We start from the raw sequence: 13,524 nt of genomic DNA, 5'->3' as shown, positions 1-13,524 counted from the left end.
GAGCCTGCAACATGCATGAAGACCTTCCGCGCTACCTGACAACCCGCGAGCTTGCGGATCTGATCCGGGTCAAGGAGCGCAAGGTCTACGATCTCGTCGCAACCGGCGACGTGCCGCATAGCCGGGCGACCGGCAAGCTTCTTTTTCCGCGTGATGCGGTGCTTGCCTGGATCGAGAGGGCGGGCGACGCTTACGAGGAAGACGTCGATCGTCCTCTCGTGATGCTGGGAAGTCATGATCCGCTTCTGGAATGGGCTGTCCGTGAGTCCGGTTGCGGTCTGGCATCACTGTTCGATGGCAGTCTCGACGGCATTGACCGCTTCGCGCGCCGCGAAGGTATTGCGGCCGGTATGCATGTCCCTGACAGCGAAGGTGCAAACTGGAACGTCGAAGAGGTTGCGCGGAACTTTTCCTTCAAGCCGGTGGTCTTGATCGAGTGGGCGCGGCGGCGGCGCGGCCTCATTCTTCCGGCTGGAAACCCATTGCGGGTAAACGGGCTTCTGGATCTGCCCGGCCGGCGCCTCGCAAGGCGGCAGGCCGCTGCCGGCACTCACGTGTTGCTCCTGCGCAAATTGGCCGAACTCGGGCTTGATCCTTCCACTGTCCTGGGGGAGGGCCCGGTCGTGCGCGACGAGCGCGAGGCGGCACAGGCTGTCTTCTCGGGCGAAGCAGATATGGCATTCGGTCTTGAAACCGCTGCCCGGCAGAGCAAGCTGGAGTTCGTTCCGGTTCTGGAAGAACGCTTTGATCTGCTTGTCGGACGGCGCGACTATTTCGAGCAGGCATTCCAGACGCTGTTGCGATTTGCGCGCTCGGATGCATTTGCGGACAAGGCGGCACAGCTCGGCGGCTACGATATCACCTCGCTCGGTTCGGTGCATTTCAACGGGCATTGAGAGGAGGATACCTCCTCTCTGAGTTGCAGGAAGACTTTCCACTCACGCCCGGATCAGTTGTTGTAGCCGCGCCCCTCGGCCGCGCGTGCGAGCTTTTGGCCGCGCACGGCCTCCCGGCGTACCGTATACATGGAGGCACCGATGATGATGGCGGCACCAATCACGGTTTCGATGCTTGGCCACTGGCTGAAGACGATGGCCCCGATCACGGTGGCGTAGAGAAGGCGGGTATAGTCTAGAGAAGCGATCGCCGTTGCCTCGCCTGAGCGGAACGCCTTGATATTCGACATCTGCGCTGCCCAGGACACGATCCCGACCAGCACCAGGAGGCCCCACTCCTGCAAGGTCGGCGTCTGCCAGGTGTAGATTGCCGGGCCGATCATGATCAGGCCAACGAAGGTTGCCTGATAGGTGAGGATCGTCGTCGGGCTATCCGTCTTGGTCAGGACGCGCAGGATCACCATGACCATGCCGGCACCGGCTGCGCCGAAGATCGCCATCAGGGCATAGATGTCGACGAACCCGTCTCCTTGCGGTCGCAGCATCAGCAGCACGCCGAGGAAGCCGACAATCGTTGCGCCCCAGCGATGGGGGCCGACAGTCTCGCCAAGGAAAATGATCGCGAAGATGGTGATGAAGAAGGTCTTGGAAAAGCCGAGCGCGGTGGCGTCGGCAAGCGGCAGATGAATGATCGCCGAAAATCCGCAAAGCATCGCGATTGTCGCACAGACCACGCGGGCGGCCTGAAGACCCGGGCGCTTCGTGGCAAGAGAGCTGGGCAAACCCCGGATAATCCGGGGAGCGACTATGAGCACCATCACCGATTGACGGATCAAGAGGATCTGGAACACGCTCAGGTGTTCACCGACCAGCTTGATCAGCGTTGACATGATGGTGAAAAGAAACGCAGCCTGCAGGATCCAGAGCGCGCCGATCGTGTTGGCAGGCAAAAGCGAAACGCGCCCGGAGATTTTCGCGATACTTCGGCCGAAAAGGCCGCTTGGCGGCGGGGCGGTCACCTCTTGGGTGCCCTCTGCATCAGGCAAAGGGGCCTTTTCCATGTCGTTTCCCTGGGCATTTATGCGCCGGATGCACGGACGGAGCCCTTGGGTCCGCGCTCCGGTCTCGCCGCAGGACGCGGCGGCGCAATAGTTAGTATACTAACATAACGTGTCTGGTGAATTTGGGAAGGGGGCCCGCGCTTCCGTTAGCAAGGGAACACACTGTTTACCGCAGCGTGCTTGCGGTTGCATCGGTCGGCAGGGTACGCCTTATGAAAACGAGGAGGAAGCAAGGAGGCCGGAAATGCGCAAGGTTCAGGTTCAGGGCGTACACCACATCACGCTGGTTGGGGCCGATCGCCAGACATCGATCGATTTCTGGGAGGGTATCCTTGGAATGCCCTTCGTGTTCGAGCAGCCAAATCTAGACAATGCCGACGAGAGCCACCTCTATTTCGATCCCGGCGATGGCCGCCTGATCACGATCTTCACCAATGAGACCCGGACGCCGGACGCGTCAGCCGTGCCGCAGACGCCTGGCTGCGTCCATCATCTGGCCTTGAGTGTTTCCCAGGCAACGTTCCGGCAGATTGCAGATCGGCTGGACGAGCGGGGAATTACCCATAGCGGTCCGAAGGATCGGGGCTTCATGGATTCGATCTATTTCCGCGATCCGCTCGGGTTTCTGATCGAGCTGGCTTCCTACCGCTTCGAGCCGCCGGCGGGGATTTCCCATGGCGAAGTCATGCTGGAAGCGCACAAGATCCGCGTCGCGCGTGGTGACTACAATATCCAGGAAATCCATCTTGCTGATGCCATCGAGGCTCTCACGCTTGGAAGCCGCAGGAGCCTGTCGGATGACCGGAGCCCGAAGAACCCGTACCGCTGATACCTGGAGTCATCGCGGGCTCAGAACATAGGCCTTGCCGTCTTCCAATCGGAAGAAGGCTTGCGTTGCCGGGCCGCTGCCGATGGCGCCAAGTGCGGTTTCGATCCGGTGCGGCAAAGCAACTTCCGACCGAAGCGTCCAGGTACCATTGTCATAAGACATCACCTTGAGCGTGCTGCGGCGCGCGTTCGGAACGATCAATGCATTGCGCGCAGGGCCGCCATCCAGATCGACCGGGAGTGACAGATCCATATGCCGGGACCCTATGGCATGGTTGGAAAAGCCGTGCTGGCTGGCAAGACGGACAAGCTTGCCTTGAACATAGTCGTAGAGATGAAGCGTGCCCCCAATGTGGGGTGTCTCGACATAGGCGATCTGAAGGCGTCCGTTTCCGGCAAAACCTGCTATCGCGGCGATGTTCAGCCATCGGTTCGAGCGGCCGATGAATTCGGTTGCCGCCTTTTCCGTGAGTTCGCCACTCGCCGAGAGTCCGTAAATGGTGACGGAGGCACCAAGTCTAGTTGACGACCGGATCGTGATGACTTCAACCGCTCCATCTCCGTCCAGATCGGCGAGCCTAGGCGTCCTGTCCTCGAATACCTCTGCCGCGGGTAGCTTCAGAGAAAGGATATTTCCGGCGGCTGTCTTGACCTTCAAGGTTCCGGCTTCGATGGCATCGCCGAGAATCCCGTGTCCGTATCGGTCTGTTGGATCCGTATACCAGGCCTGACGAATGTCGCCGATGTCATGGGTGGCCACCTCTCCATCGGGCAGGCCATCGGGAGTTGGCGCGGGCATCGTCGGACGTGGTGGCGGAACGATCGAAGGGGAGGCGACAGACAGCGTCCAGCCATTTGTTCCGGTTGCGCCTGCCGTGGCGGCCGATATCAGCGCAAAACCGGCAGAGACAAGAGCTGCAACGAACGAAGTTCCGAGCGATCTGGTGCGTGAAAACATGGTGTAACCGGTGCCTGCAAAATGGACGTGCACGGACCCTAAGGTGTCGGTGCGTCAGATCAATATTCAAATCATTGAAAGTAAGTCACGATTGCTTGAAGGCAGTGAAGGACCAGCCGAGATATGAGCTCTGGTCCCGCTCGATACGACCGGACTTTTTCCTTGGCGGAATATGTGAATTTAGCGGCTTTTGGATAGGTTGCTGAATTTCATGGCAAAATTGTAATTTATTCCGAGGCAGCTTTGGCGGGCGCGAATTTCTAATATCTGAAACTTCTTGAGTTTTGCGGCCGCCGGTTCGAAGCTGAAGCATTCAAACCGGGAGGGCTGATGATGTGTCAGATTTTTGCCGGACAGGACCCGGCTGACTATGAACCCGAGACGCGCAGGATGCGCCTCAATGGGCACAGCACCAGCATTCGGCTCGAGCGATCGTTCTGGAAGATTGTCGATGGCATTGCCGCAAGCGAGGGGTTGACTACGCCCGCGTTCGTTTCGCGTCTGCATTCGGAGGTTCTCGAGGGCAAGGGAGAAGCCCGAAATTTTACCTCCTTGCTCAGGTGCGCCTGCCTGATCCGGACAGAGCAGATAGCAACGGCACAACACTGATGAAAGTTGATGTGTAGTAAATTTATACTACCATCAGTGCTTTTTGAAGTGACAATATTTTGAGTGTGACCGCATCAGTGGTCATATGGGAGGAAGTTAAAATAACCACTTATTCGATATGAATTCGTGGGCTGGCTTATATTTGCTGATTGAGTGTGAAACGCCTTCAATCGGCTTTTTGGGTCTGTAAAAATCATAATCATCCTCCCTATTACATTGTTCTGCTCGTGCGATTGCCGCAGGCAGGAGAACTGCATTTGGGAGGAAGTAATGAGAAGGTTATTGTTTGCTGCTGCAGGTTTACTCGCGAGCACAACACTGTCTCTGGGGCAAGGCGCGCTTCCGGACAATCTGGCCAAGCTGGGTGCATTCAAGACCACCGGCGTAACCGAGTTCACCGTCATCGAACAAGGCGGCGATTATGCGGCCGGAATCAAGAAAACGCTTGAGCGGATCAAGATGCCGGATGGCTTCAAGATCGACCTCTATGCAATCGTACCGGACGCCCGGCACATGGCAGTCGGGCCCCAGGGTATCGTAACCTTCGTCGGCACCCGCAAGTCCGAGGTATGGGCGGTGACCGACCGCAACAAGGACCGTGTCGCTGACGAGGTGAAGAACTTTGCGCCTTCGCTTCCCAAGTCCATCCCCAACGGCCCCTGCTTTACCGATGACGGTTTCCTGATCATTGCCGAGCAGAACCGCGTACTGCTTTATCCGGCTGCCGAGTTCTTCTATGAAAGCCCTGATGTTGTTGCCGTGCCGATCGTTCCCGGGGGCGAGCTGATTCCGGTCGAGGAAGAAAGCTACAATCACACCGCCCGTGTCTGTGACATCGGGCCGGATGGTAAGCTCTACATCTCGCTTGGTCAGCCGTTCAACGTGGCTCCTGCGGAGAAGCTGGAACTTTACAACGAAGTCGGTATCGGCGGCATAATCCGAATGAACATCGACGGTACGGACCGCGAAGTCTACACCTACGGGGTCCGCAACTCGGTCGGTCATGATCATCATCCGGTCACCGGCGAGCTCTGGTTCACGGACAACCAGGTCGATGGCATGGGGGATGATATTCCTCCGGGCGAACTCAACCGCCAGACCGCAGCCGGGCAGCATTTCGGGCATCCCTGGTACGGTGGTGGCGACGTGCGGACCAACGAGTACGCCGGTCAGGAAGTTCCGGTCGATGTGGTGATGCCAGCCGTCGAAATGGTCGCTCATGCGGCGGATCTCGGGATGCATTTCTACACCGGGAGCATGTTCCCGGCGAAGTACAAGAACGCCATCTTCTCGGCGCAGCATGGATCGTGGAACCGGACCACACCGGTCGGAGCGCGGGTCATGGTGACCTTCATCGATGATGAGGGCAATGCCCGGTCCGAGCCTTTCGCGGAAGGCTGGATCGACGAGAACGGCGAATACCTGGGGCGGCCGGTTGATGTAACCCAGCTTCGGGACGGATCCATCCTCGTGTCTGACGATCTGGCTGGTGCTCTTTACCGCATCTCCTACGAGGGCAACTGATGCTCCGACACGCATTCATCGTCCTGGGCGGGGTTTTCCTCGCCCAGGGCGCACTTGCCGAGGCCCCGCAGGGGGATCCGGCCTCCGGCAAGGCCAAGGCCGGCATGTGCCGGACCTGTCATGGGCTTGACGGCTTTGCGAAGATCCCGATCGCTCCGCATATCGGTGGGGAGCCCGCGCCCTATCTCGTTCATCAGCTGACGGCTTTTCGTGAGGGCACGCGTACACATGAAATGATGAGCGTCGTTGCCAAGGGGCTTGATGATCAGGCGATCGCAGACCTTGCTGCATGGTACTCGTCGCAGCGTGCCTCGGCCGCATTGCCGGCGGGCAAGGAAGCCGACATGGCGCCGGAGGCCTGTGTCGCTTGCCATGGTGCCGACGGTCTGTCGGAACTGGAGGACGCGCCCAACTTGGCCGGCGAGACGGTCATGTATATCGACACGCAGCTCAAGGCTTTTCGAACCGGAAAACGGGTGCACGAGATCATGTCCGAGGTTGCGGCACAGCTTTCGGATGAAGAGATACGTGCCGTCTCGGAATGGTATTCGGGAGTCAAATTGAAAATAGAGCAGGCAAACTAGCTCGAGCTTTTCCCCATCGAACACGAAGGCCGGAGGCGGGTAGCCTTCGGCCTTCTTCGCGTTCAGCGGCCTTTGTGGCTCCACCCTTGTCAGAGGAGCCAGGGCATCAATGCGCTGGCAAGACTCAGGACTAGGAAAAAGCCCGCCATGTCGGTGATGGTTGTCAGCAGCGGTCCGCTTGCGGCCGCGGGGTCCTGGTTGAAGCGCTTCAGCAGGAGGGGCACCACACCGCCGATGGAGACGGCGATCAAGGTGTTGAGCGCCAGTGCGCCGCCGATGACGAGGCCGAGATAGGCATTGCCCTTCCACAACCAGGCGACGATGCCGATCATGATGCCAAGCGAAATGCCATTGATGAGACCGACAAGGACCTCTTTTCGCCAGACGCGTACGGCATCCTCGAACTTCACGAGGCCAAGAGAAAGCTCACGCATCGTGACGGCGACCGCCTGGTTCCCGGAACATCCACTCATGTCGGAGACCATCGGCAGGAAGACGGCAATCGCAATCACCGCAGCCAGTGTTTCCTCATAGGCAGAGATGACGCTTGCAGCGACGATATTCAGGATGATGTTGGCTGAGAGCCAGGCAAGACGGCGCCGGGAGCGCAGAAGCAGCGGCATCGAGCGCAGTTCGTCGCCAACGACGCCCTGACGTTTCAGGCTCTCGGATTCCGCCCGTTCGAGGACCGCAAAGTCAACCGCCGAACGTGACACGACACCCACGAGCCGGCCGTCCGTTTCCACGACAGGCATGCCCAGGAACGGATGCTCGGAAAACAGATCCTGCAGGTCGTCCAGAGCTATGCTGGCCGGAACAGTCAAAGGTGGTGTCATGATCTCGGACAGCTTTGCGCTCTTGCGAGCGGTCAGCAGGCTGCGCAGGGAAACCACGCCGACCGGCCGGTCGTCCTCATCGAGAATATACGGATGCTGCCCACGGTATCGCTCGAAATCCTCGTCTTCCGAGGCGATGCGCCGCAGAACCGCTCCGACCGTCGCCGTTTCCCGAAACGTGAAGGTTTCGGCGGCCATGAGGCCGCCAGCAGTTTCATCGTCGTATTCGGCAAGGCGGCGGACGTCAGCGGCATCTTCGGCGTCCATTTCCGCCAGAATCGCTTCGGCATCCTCCTTGTCCAGTTCGCCGATGACGTCGGCCTGAATGTCGGAATGCAGTTCATCAATGATTTCAGCTGCCTTGGGGGCAGACAGGCCCTCAACGAGTTCGACTGCGAGCTCGTTCGGAGCTTCCTCGATGAGTTCTGCCGAGACGTCTGCGGGAAGCAGGGAAAGAACAGCAGCACGTTCCTCGGGAGACAGATTGAGAACCTGCCTGAGAGCCTCGCTCAAGGGCAATGGATCCAGAAGGCTGGTCAGGGCAGCCTGATCTTGCTCGGCAACGTGCTGACGCACCTGGTCGGTGACGTCGAGGCTCTCGGCGAGTTCGCTCATGGTGGCTTCCTTTCCAGTGCGTACGGTCCTGCCGCTTGTTGTGCATGACTCATTTTGTCTTGCCTATGTAAAAAATAATTCTTATATAGACAAATAAATTTTATCGCGACTGGTGAGAGAGATGACGGCATCAGGTGAGTTCATTCCCCGGACGGTCGAAAAGCTGGTCGAGTTGTACGACCGGCCTTTTGGTGGAACGGGAAAGAAAAACGGGCGGTATCGCATTCCGGTGAAGCTGGTGCGTCAGATCGCGGGGCGGCGCCGCTTGTACGAGGATGATGTGAGGGATCTGGCGCGCGCCATGCTGGAGCGAGGCTATGTGCTGATCGACATGGACAGCTTCTTCGTGGTGACCAGCGCCAACACCTACGTGAACTACCGCAGGGCCAACGAGGATTGTCTTGAATGACCGCACTGAAGGCGAAAAAGGTGCCGCGGGCGACCGATATAATCGGCTGGCGAGAAAAGGTGGCCCTGCCGGATCTGGGTATCGCGAATATGCGGGCGAAGATTGATACCGGCGCCCGAACATCGGCGCTTCATGCCGAAGATATCGAGGTGTTCGAACGCGACGGACGGCGCTGGGTACGTTTCCGGGTGCCTGCGACCCGAAATCACAAAAACAAGCGGGTGGAAGCCCCTATCCGGGACGAGCGGGAGATCAAGAACACCAGCGGCGTTCCCGAACGGCGGTTGATTATCGAAACTGCCCTGGTGATGGGGCGCCACCATTGGCACGTGGAGGTGTCATTGGCCAATCGCGAAAACATGGGATTTGACATGATCCTCGGGCGAACTGCGATCCGGGGACGAAAGGTCCTCGTGAATCCCGGGAAATCCTTCGTGGCGGGTGAGCCGCAGATGAAGCCTATGAATTCAGTCGCACCGACGTTGCTGCCTGAAGCGACCGAACCGGCTGTTTGAGACAATCAAGACTTTCCAAGAGGAGAAAGCCTATGAAAATTGCAATGATGGCACGTAACCCTGACCTGTATTCGCATCAGCGCCTGAAACAGGCTGCCGAAGAGCGCGGTCACGAGTTGGACATCATCAACACGCTGCGTTGCTACATGAACATCGCGTCGCGACGTCCGGAGATCTTCTACAACGGCGAAAAGCTCAAGGGCTATGACGCCGTGATCCCGCGTATCGGCGCATCCATTACCTTCTATGGTCTGGCCGTTTTGCGCCAGTTCGAGATGATGGGCGTCTATCCGCTGAACGAATCCGTTGCGATCGGCCGTTCGCGCGACAAGCTGCGCTCCATGCAGCTTCTTGCGCGTGATGGCATTGGCCTGCCGGTGACGACCTTCGCCCATGACCCGAAAATGACAGAAGAAGTCCTGAAAACGGCCGGCGGGGCTCCGGTGGTGATCAAGCTGCTGGAAGGTACGCAGGGCATCGGCGTGGTTCTCGCAGATACAGAGCGTTCCGCAAAGTCGGTTATCGAAGCCTTCCGCGGTGCGAACGTGAACATCCTCGTGCAGGAATTCATCAAGGAAGCCGGCGGAACCGACATTCGTGCCCTCGTGGTCGGTGGCAAGGTTATTGCCGCGATGAAGCGTACGGGTGCTGAAGGCGAGTTTCGGTCCAACCTGCACCGCGGCGGCAGTGCGGAAGCGATCAAGATCTCGCCGGAAGAGCGCTCGACCGCGATCCGTGCAGCCAAGTCCATGGGCCTCAACGTCTGCGGCGTCGACATGCTGCGCGCCAATCACGGCCCGGTGGTGATGGAAGTCAACTCTTCTCCCGGTCTTGAGGGTGTCGAGAAGGCGACCGGTATTGATGTCGCGGGCAAGATCATCGAGTTCATGATGAAAAACGCCCAGACAGGCAAGACGAAGACCCGAGGCAAAGGCTGATGAAGCCGCGGGCCCACTTCGAGATCGGCAGGCATCGGGTTGCGCCCGGTGCCCGGCTGACCGTCGACCTTCCGGTGAGCGTCCTGTCCGATCACACGCCGGTCTCCATGTCGGTCCATGTCATACATGGTCGCCGCCCGGGTCCGGTCGTGTTCGTAAGTGCGGCCGTTCATGGTGACGAGGTGATCGGTGTGGAGATCGCGCGTCGCGTTCTGCGGGCCTCCAACCTCGATAATCTCAAGGGAACATTGCTGGTCATACCCATCGTGAATGCATTCGGCTTTCTGAACCATTCACGCTACCTGCCGGACAGGCGAGATCTGAACCGGTCGTTCCCGGGCAGCGAGCGGGGCTCGCTTGCCGGGCGCCTGGCAAACCTTTTCATGGTGGAGATCGTAAGTCGCTGCGACTACGGCATCGACCTGCATTCGGCTGCGATCCACCGGACCAACCTTCCCCAGATCCGGGTGTCGCCTTCGCGGCCGGAGACCATGGATCTGGCAGAGGCATTCGGGGCGCCCGTCATCCTGACCTCCAAGCTTCGCGAAGGTTCCTTGCGGCAGGCGGCCCAGGAGAAGGGCGTCGACATTCTCCTCTACGAGGCTGGTGAAGGTCTTCGGTTCGACGAAATGGCCATACGGGCAGGCGTGTCCGGAATTCTGCGCGTCCTGAGAAAGCTGGACATGGTTTCGGGCAAGGGCATCACCAAGCCGAAGGCAACGCCAATTCGGACGACCTCGAGTTCCTGGGTCCGGGCTCCTGCAGGCGGACTGTTGCGTCCCTTCAAGTCGGCGGGCGAGGTCGTTGCCGTCGGTGATCTGCTGGGTATTGTTTCCGACCCTTTCGGAGAGGTCGAAAGGGAAATAGTTGCGCGGTTTGGCGGCCTCATCATCGGGCGCACCAACCTGCCCGTGGTCAATGAAGGCGACGGCCTGTTCCATATCGCCGAGGTGCGGCGCAAGGACGACGCGGAAGGTACGGTCGACAGTCTTGCTTCGCAGCTGATTGCCGATCCGCTGTTCGACGAGGACGAAATCATCTGATCTGGTGCCGGCACCCATCGATCACATGCAAAGTGTGAGAGCCAAATAGGGCGTCAGATTGAAGCGATGACCAGGATCTTGAACTGGGCCAGGTAGCGAAAATAGGCCTGGGCAAGGTTCTGGTCATCGATCTTGAAAAGAGCCTCATGTACACGTGCGACCGGCTTTCGGAAGCCTACAAGTGCGATCGTCGAAAAGACGAGGATTGCGCCGTTTATTAGGGTGCACCAGCCCAGAAGTGTTGTGAGTTGGTCGAGTGTCATTGCTACCCCCTTGGTTGCGGTTGCATCTACGCTGGTCTCATCACGTTTCTCTTAGTATGCTAGATGAAAATCAGAGCGTGGGCCCTTTTCGGGCTGCAATGCGCCGTCGTCAGTGCGAACAGCAGGAACAATCCCTTATGAACCAAGTGATGCCCGCCAAGTTTGGGGTCGGTGCACCGGTGCGCCGAAAGGAAGATGCTCCCCTGATCAAGGGTGAGGGAACCTACACCGGGGATGTGACTCCTGAGGGTTGCCTTCATGCCTATGTCCTGCGGTCCGCGATGGCCCATGCGCGGATTAAGCTGGACGGTCTTGACGAGGCGCGCGCCTTCCCCGGGGTGGCTCTTGTTCTGACCGCGGCCGACATTTCCGACGTTAAGCCGATGCCGACCAAGGCCGTTATGAAGCAGCTGGATGGCACGACCCATGCCTGTCCGCCGCAGCCGGTGCTATGCGGCGACACGGTGCGCTATGTGGGCGATGCAATTGCCTTCATCGTTGCCTGCGACGTGGAAACCGCAAAGTCCGCTGCCGAGCTTATTCAGGTCGACTATGATCCGCTGGCTGTGACCGTCGGCATCGAGGCGAGCCTCACGCCGGATGCACCGCTGGTCTGGCCGGAGTATGGAACAAACCGGGCCTTCGTGCAGGGCCATGGGGATGCCGACAAATGCAAGGCAGCCTTCGAAACGGCGGAGCGGATCGTCTCGATCAAGGTGATCAACAACCGCCTCGTGGCCAACTACATGGAGCCCCGTGGGTGTGTGGCGGAATATGATGCTGGCGCCGACAAGTTCACACTGACCGCCGGCACCCAGGGTGGCCACGGCATGCGCGGCATCATCTGCGACGATATCCTTGGTATCCCTCAGGACAAGCTGCGGATCATCACGCCGGAAGTCGGCGGCGGCTTCGGAACCAAGATGTTCACCTACCGCGAATATCCGCTTTGCCTGACCGCTGCAAAACGTCTCGGCAAGCCGGTTAAGTGGATCGGTGAGCGCATGGAGCATTTCGTCACCGACGCCCATGGCCGGGATAATGTTACCACTGCCGAACTTGCATTGGACAAGGACTGCCGGATCATCGGGCTGAAGATCGACGTGCTTGCTTCAATGGGCGCCTATCTGCACCAGTTCGGTCCGTTCATTCCCTTCGTCGGGACCTCCATGTCGACCGGGCTCTATGACATTCCGGCACTGGCTGTCACTGCGACCGGGGTCTATGAGAATACGGTTCCGACCGATGCCTACCGCGGTGCGGGGCGCCCGGAAGCTGCCTACCTGATCGAGCGTTTGATCGAGAAGGCAGGCCAGGAGACGGGACTTGGCTCTGCCGAGATCCGCCGGCGCAATTTCGTGAAGCCGGACCAGATGCCCTACACGACCCAGACAGGCCGCATGTACGATACCGGTGACTTCTCCGGCCATATGGACAAGGCCATGGAAGAGGCTGACTGGGCCGGCTTCGAGGCGCGGCAGAAGGCAAGCGCGGCGGAAGGCAAGTACCGTGGTATAGGCATGTGCTGCTATATCGAGGCCTGTGCCTTTCCGGGAGGTGAGGAAGCCACGGTAGAGCTCAACGACAACGGTACGGTCACGCTGCTCATCGGCACCCAGACCAATGGTCAGGGCCATGCCACCTCCTATGGTCAGGTCATTGCCGAACAGTTCGGTGTCGATCTCGACAAGATCGAGGTCATACAGGGCGATACCGATCGGGTCCGCAAGGGTGGCGGAACTGGTGGTTCCCGCTCCATTCCGATCGGTCTGCCGTCGGTCAATGAGGCGTCCAAGTCTCTGGTCAAGCAGATCAAGGACCAGGCAGCCGAGAAGCTTGAAGTCGGTGCTGATGATCTTGAGCTGATAGACGGGCTGGTTCGCGTGGTCGGGACAGACCGTCAGGTCAGTCTGGCCGAGGTTGCGGCCAGTGCGCCGCAAAAGCTGTTCGGCCGCGAAGAAGTCAAGCAGGCCGAGGCGACCTATCCGAACGGCACCCATATCGCCGAAGTCGAGATTGATCCGGAGACCGGCGACGTCGAAGTTCTGAACTACGTCATCGTCGACGATTTCGGCGTCAGCGTGAACCCGATCCTGCTCGAAGGTCAGGTTCAGGGCGGAACGGCCCAGGCGATCAGTCAGGCACTGTGCGAACGTACGGTCTATGACGAGGAAGGCCAGCTGCTGACGGCTTCGCTTCTGGATTACCATCTGGCCCGCGCGGCCGATCTTCCGGATTTCAATTTCCAGACCCGCAACGTTCCCTCGACCACAAATGCCATGGGCATCAAGGGCGCGGGCGAGGCCGGAACCATCGGAGGCTGTGCCTCGATCATGAATGCTGTCCAGAAGGCCCTTCGGGATGGCGCCGGTGTCGGCCACCTCGATATGCCTGCAACGCCTTCCCGGGTCTGGGAAGCAATTCAGACTGCGAAGGCCTGAGGGA

At 59.3% G+C, this 13,524-nt stretch carries 15 protein-coding genes; 10 read left to right on the top strand and 5 right to left on the bottom strand.

The window, feature by feature from the left end; genetic code table 11:
• The first annotated feature begins 11 nt into the window (after positions 1-11).
• Positions 12-896: a substrate-binding domain-containing protein gene (locus ACN0SY_RS07635; protein WP_417686018.1), complete on the top strand. Its 885-nt coding sequence runs from the start codon at positions 12-14 to the stop codon at positions 894-896.
• Between the two features lie 53 nt (positions 897-949).
• Here the strand turns inward: ACN0SY_RS07635 and ACN0SY_RS07630 are convergent, their stop codons facing one another.
• On the bottom strand, positions 950-1,957 hold the full coding sequence (locus ACN0SY_RS07630) for a DMT family transporter (RefSeq protein WP_417686016.1): 1,008 nt from the start codon (positions 1,955-1,957) through the stop codon (positions 950-952).
• A gap of 244 nt (positions 1,958-2,201) precedes the next feature.
• Here ACN0SY_RS07630 and ACN0SY_RS07625 point away from each other — a divergent pair, with 244 nt between their 5' ends.
• Positions 2,202-2,786 (top strand): VOC family protein, encoded by a 585-nt coding sequence (locus tag ACN0SY_RS07625; RefSeq protein ID WP_417686014.1) that lies wholly within the window; start codon positions 2,202-2,204, stop codon positions 2,784-2,786.
• 9 nt (positions 2,787-2,795) lie between these two features.
• Here ACN0SY_RS07625 and ACN0SY_RS07620 read toward each other — a convergent pair whose 3' ends face one another.
• Together ACN0SY_RS07620 and ACN0SY_RS07615 are read right to left on the bottom strand one after the other, a co-directional pair.
• Positions 2,796-3,743: a hypothetical protein gene (locus ACN0SY_RS07620; RefSeq protein ID WP_417686012.1), complete on the bottom strand. Its 948-nt coding sequence runs from the start codon at positions 3,741-3,743 to the stop codon at positions 2,796-2,798.
• Positions 3,744-3,923: 180 nt separating this feature from the next.
• On the bottom strand, positions 3,924-4,250 hold the full coding sequence (locus ACN0SY_RS07615; protein ID WP_417687207.1) for a hypothetical protein: 327 nt from the start codon (positions 4,248-4,250) through the stop codon (positions 3,924-3,926).
• On the opposite strand from ACN0SY_RS07615, the gene ACN0SY_RS07610 reads away from it, so the two are divergent.
• The 3 genes from ACN0SY_RS07610 to ACN0SY_RS07600 all read left to right on the top strand — a co-directional run bounded on the left by ACN0SY_RS07610 (position 4,161) and on the right by ACN0SY_RS07600 (position 6,460).
• Entirely contained in the window at positions 4,161-4,352 is a 192-nt protein-coding gene (locus ACN0SY_RS07610) for a ribbon-helix-helix domain-containing protein (RefSeq protein WP_417687188.1), read from the top strand. The genes ACN0SY_RS07615 and ACN0SY_RS07610 overlap by 90 nt on opposite strands.
• A gap of 270 nt (positions 4,353-4,622) precedes the next feature.
• Positions 4,623-5,876, top strand: a complete 1,254-nt coding sequence (locus ACN0SY_RS07605; protein WP_417686010.1) for a PQQ-dependent sugar dehydrogenase — start codon at positions 4,623-4,625, stop codon at positions 5,874-5,876.
• On the top strand, positions 5,876-6,460 hold the full coding sequence (locus ACN0SY_RS07600; protein WP_417686008.1) for a c-type cytochrome: 585 nt from the start codon (positions 5,876-5,878) through the stop codon (positions 6,458-6,460). Before ACN0SY_RS07605 ends, ACN0SY_RS07600 begins: the two co-directional genes overlap by 1 nt.
• Positions 6,461-6,549: 89 nt before the next feature.
• Here the strand turns inward: ACN0SY_RS07600 and mgtE are convergent, their stop codons facing one another.
• A complete protein-coding gene (gene mgtE, locus ACN0SY_RS07595) occupies positions 6,550-7,911 on the bottom strand; it encodes a magnesium transporter (protein WP_417686006.1) in 1,362 nt (453 codons plus the stop codon).
• A gap of 121 nt (positions 7,912-8,032) precedes the next feature.
• Here mgtE and ACN0SY_RS07590 point away from each other — a divergent pair, with 121 nt between their 5' ends.
• Genes ACN0SY_RS07590 through ACN0SY_RS07575 form a run of 4 tightly spaced genes read left to right on the top strand, consistent with a single transcriptional unit; the run spans position 8,033 to position 10,816 of the window.
• Positions 8,033-8,320 (top strand): hypothetical protein, encoded by a 288-nt coding sequence (locus ACN0SY_RS07590; RefSeq protein WP_417686005.1) that lies wholly within the window; start codon positions 8,033-8,035, stop codon positions 8,318-8,320.
• Positions 8,317-8,835: an ATP-dependent zinc protease gene (locus ACN0SY_RS07585; protein WP_417686003.1), complete on the top strand. Its 519-nt coding sequence runs from the start codon at positions 8,317-8,319 to the stop codon at positions 8,833-8,835. Before ACN0SY_RS07590 ends, ACN0SY_RS07585 begins: the two co-directional genes overlap by 4 nt.
• Positions 8,836-8,867: 32 nt before the next feature.
• Positions 8,868-9,773, top strand: a complete 906-nt coding sequence (gene rimK / locus ACN0SY_RS07580) for a 30S ribosomal protein S6--L-glutamate ligase (RefSeq protein WP_417686002.1) — start codon at positions 8,868-8,870, stop codon at positions 9,771-9,773.
• A complete protein-coding gene (locus ACN0SY_RS07575; RefSeq protein ID WP_417686000.1) occupies positions 9,773-10,816 on the top strand; it encodes a succinylglutamate desuccinylase/aspartoacylase family protein in 1,044 nt (347 codons plus the stop codon). Before rimK ends, ACN0SY_RS07575 begins: the two co-directional genes overlap by 1 nt.
• 53 nt (positions 10,817-10,869) lie before the next feature.
• Here ACN0SY_RS07575 and ACN0SY_RS07570 read toward each other — a convergent pair whose 3' ends face one another.
• On the bottom strand, positions 10,870-11,079 hold the full coding sequence (locus ACN0SY_RS07570) for a DUF6868 family protein (RefSeq protein WP_417685998.1): 210 nt from the start codon (positions 11,077-11,079) through the stop codon (positions 10,870-10,872).
• Between the two features lie 137 nt (positions 11,080-11,216).
• Between ACN0SY_RS07570 and ACN0SY_RS07565 the strand changes: the two genes are divergently transcribed.
• On the top strand, positions 11,217-13,520 hold the full coding sequence (locus ACN0SY_RS07565) for a xanthine dehydrogenase family protein molybdopterin-binding subunit (RefSeq protein WP_417685996.1): 2,304 nt from the start codon (positions 11,217-11,219) through the stop codon (positions 13,518-13,520).
• Positions 13,521-13,524: the final 4 nt, after the last annotated feature.

Origin of the sequence: Roseibium sp. (genome assembly GCF_048261595.1) — a bacterium.
In the GTDB taxonomy this organism is placed as follows: Bacteria; Pseudomonadota; Alphaproteobacteria; order Rhizobiales; family Stappiaceae; genus Roseibium.
The sequence above is the reverse complement of the archived record's forward strand: the minus strand, read 5'-3'. Positions and strand labels throughout refer to the sequence as shown.

Excerpts from the sequence above, each read along its gene's own strand:
- ACN0SY_RS07625 (WP_417686014.1), top strand. The coding sequence starts at position 2,202 with ATGCGCAAGGTTCAGGTTCAGGGCGTACACCACATCACGCTGGTTGGG.
- rimK (WP_417686002.1), top strand. The coding sequence starts at position 8,868 with ATGAAAATTGCAATGATGGCACGTAACCCTGACCTGTATTCGCATCAG.
- ACN0SY_RS07615 (WP_417687207.1), bottom strand. The coding sequence starts at position 4,250 with ATGCAGACGCGAAACGAACGCGGGCGTAGTCAACCCCTCGCTTGCGGC.
- ACN0SY_RS07600 (WP_417686008.1), top strand. The coding sequence starts at position 5,876 with ATGCTCCGACACGCATTCATCGTCCTGGGCGGGGTTTTCCTCGCCCAG.
- ACN0SY_RS07570 (WP_417685998.1), bottom strand. The coding sequence starts at position 11,079 with ATGACACTCGACCAACTCACAACACTTCTGGGCTGGTGCACCCTAATA.
- ACN0SY_RS07620 (WP_417686012.1), bottom strand. The coding sequence starts at position 3,743 with ATGTTTTCACGCACCAGATCGCTCGGAACTTCGTTCGTTGCAGCTCTT.
- ACN0SY_RS07635 (WP_417686018.1), top strand. The coding sequence starts at position 12 with ATGCATGAAGACCTTCCGCGCTACCTGACAACCCGCGAGCTTGCGGAT.
- ACN0SY_RS07565 (WP_417685996.1), top strand. The coding sequence starts at position 11,217 with ATGAACCAAGTGATGCCCGCCAAGTTTGGGGTCGGTGCACCGGTGCGC.
- ACN0SY_RS07575 (WP_417686000.1), top strand. The coding sequence starts at position 9,773 with ATGAAGCCGCGGGCCCACTTCGAGATCGGCAGGCATCGGGTTGCGCCC.
- ACN0SY_RS07590 (WP_417686005.1), top strand. The coding sequence starts at position 8,033 with ATGACGGCATCAGGTGAGTTCATTCCCCGGACGGTCGAAAAGCTGGTC.
- mgtE (WP_417686006.1), bottom strand. The coding sequence starts at position 7,911 with ATGAGCGAACTCGCCGAGAGCCTCGACGTCACCGACCAGGTGCGTCAG.
- ACN0SY_RS07585 (WP_417686003.1), top strand. The coding sequence starts at position 8,317 with ATGACCGCACTGAAGGCGAAAAAGGTGCCGCGGGCGACCGATATAATC.
- ACN0SY_RS07605 (WP_417686010.1), top strand. The coding sequence starts at position 4,623 with ATGAGAAGGTTATTGTTTGCTGCTGCAGGTTTACTCGCGAGCACAACA.
- ACN0SY_RS07630 (WP_417686016.1), bottom strand. The coding sequence starts at position 1,957 with ATGGAAAAGGCCCCTTTGCCTGATGCAGAGGGCACCCAAGAGGTGACC.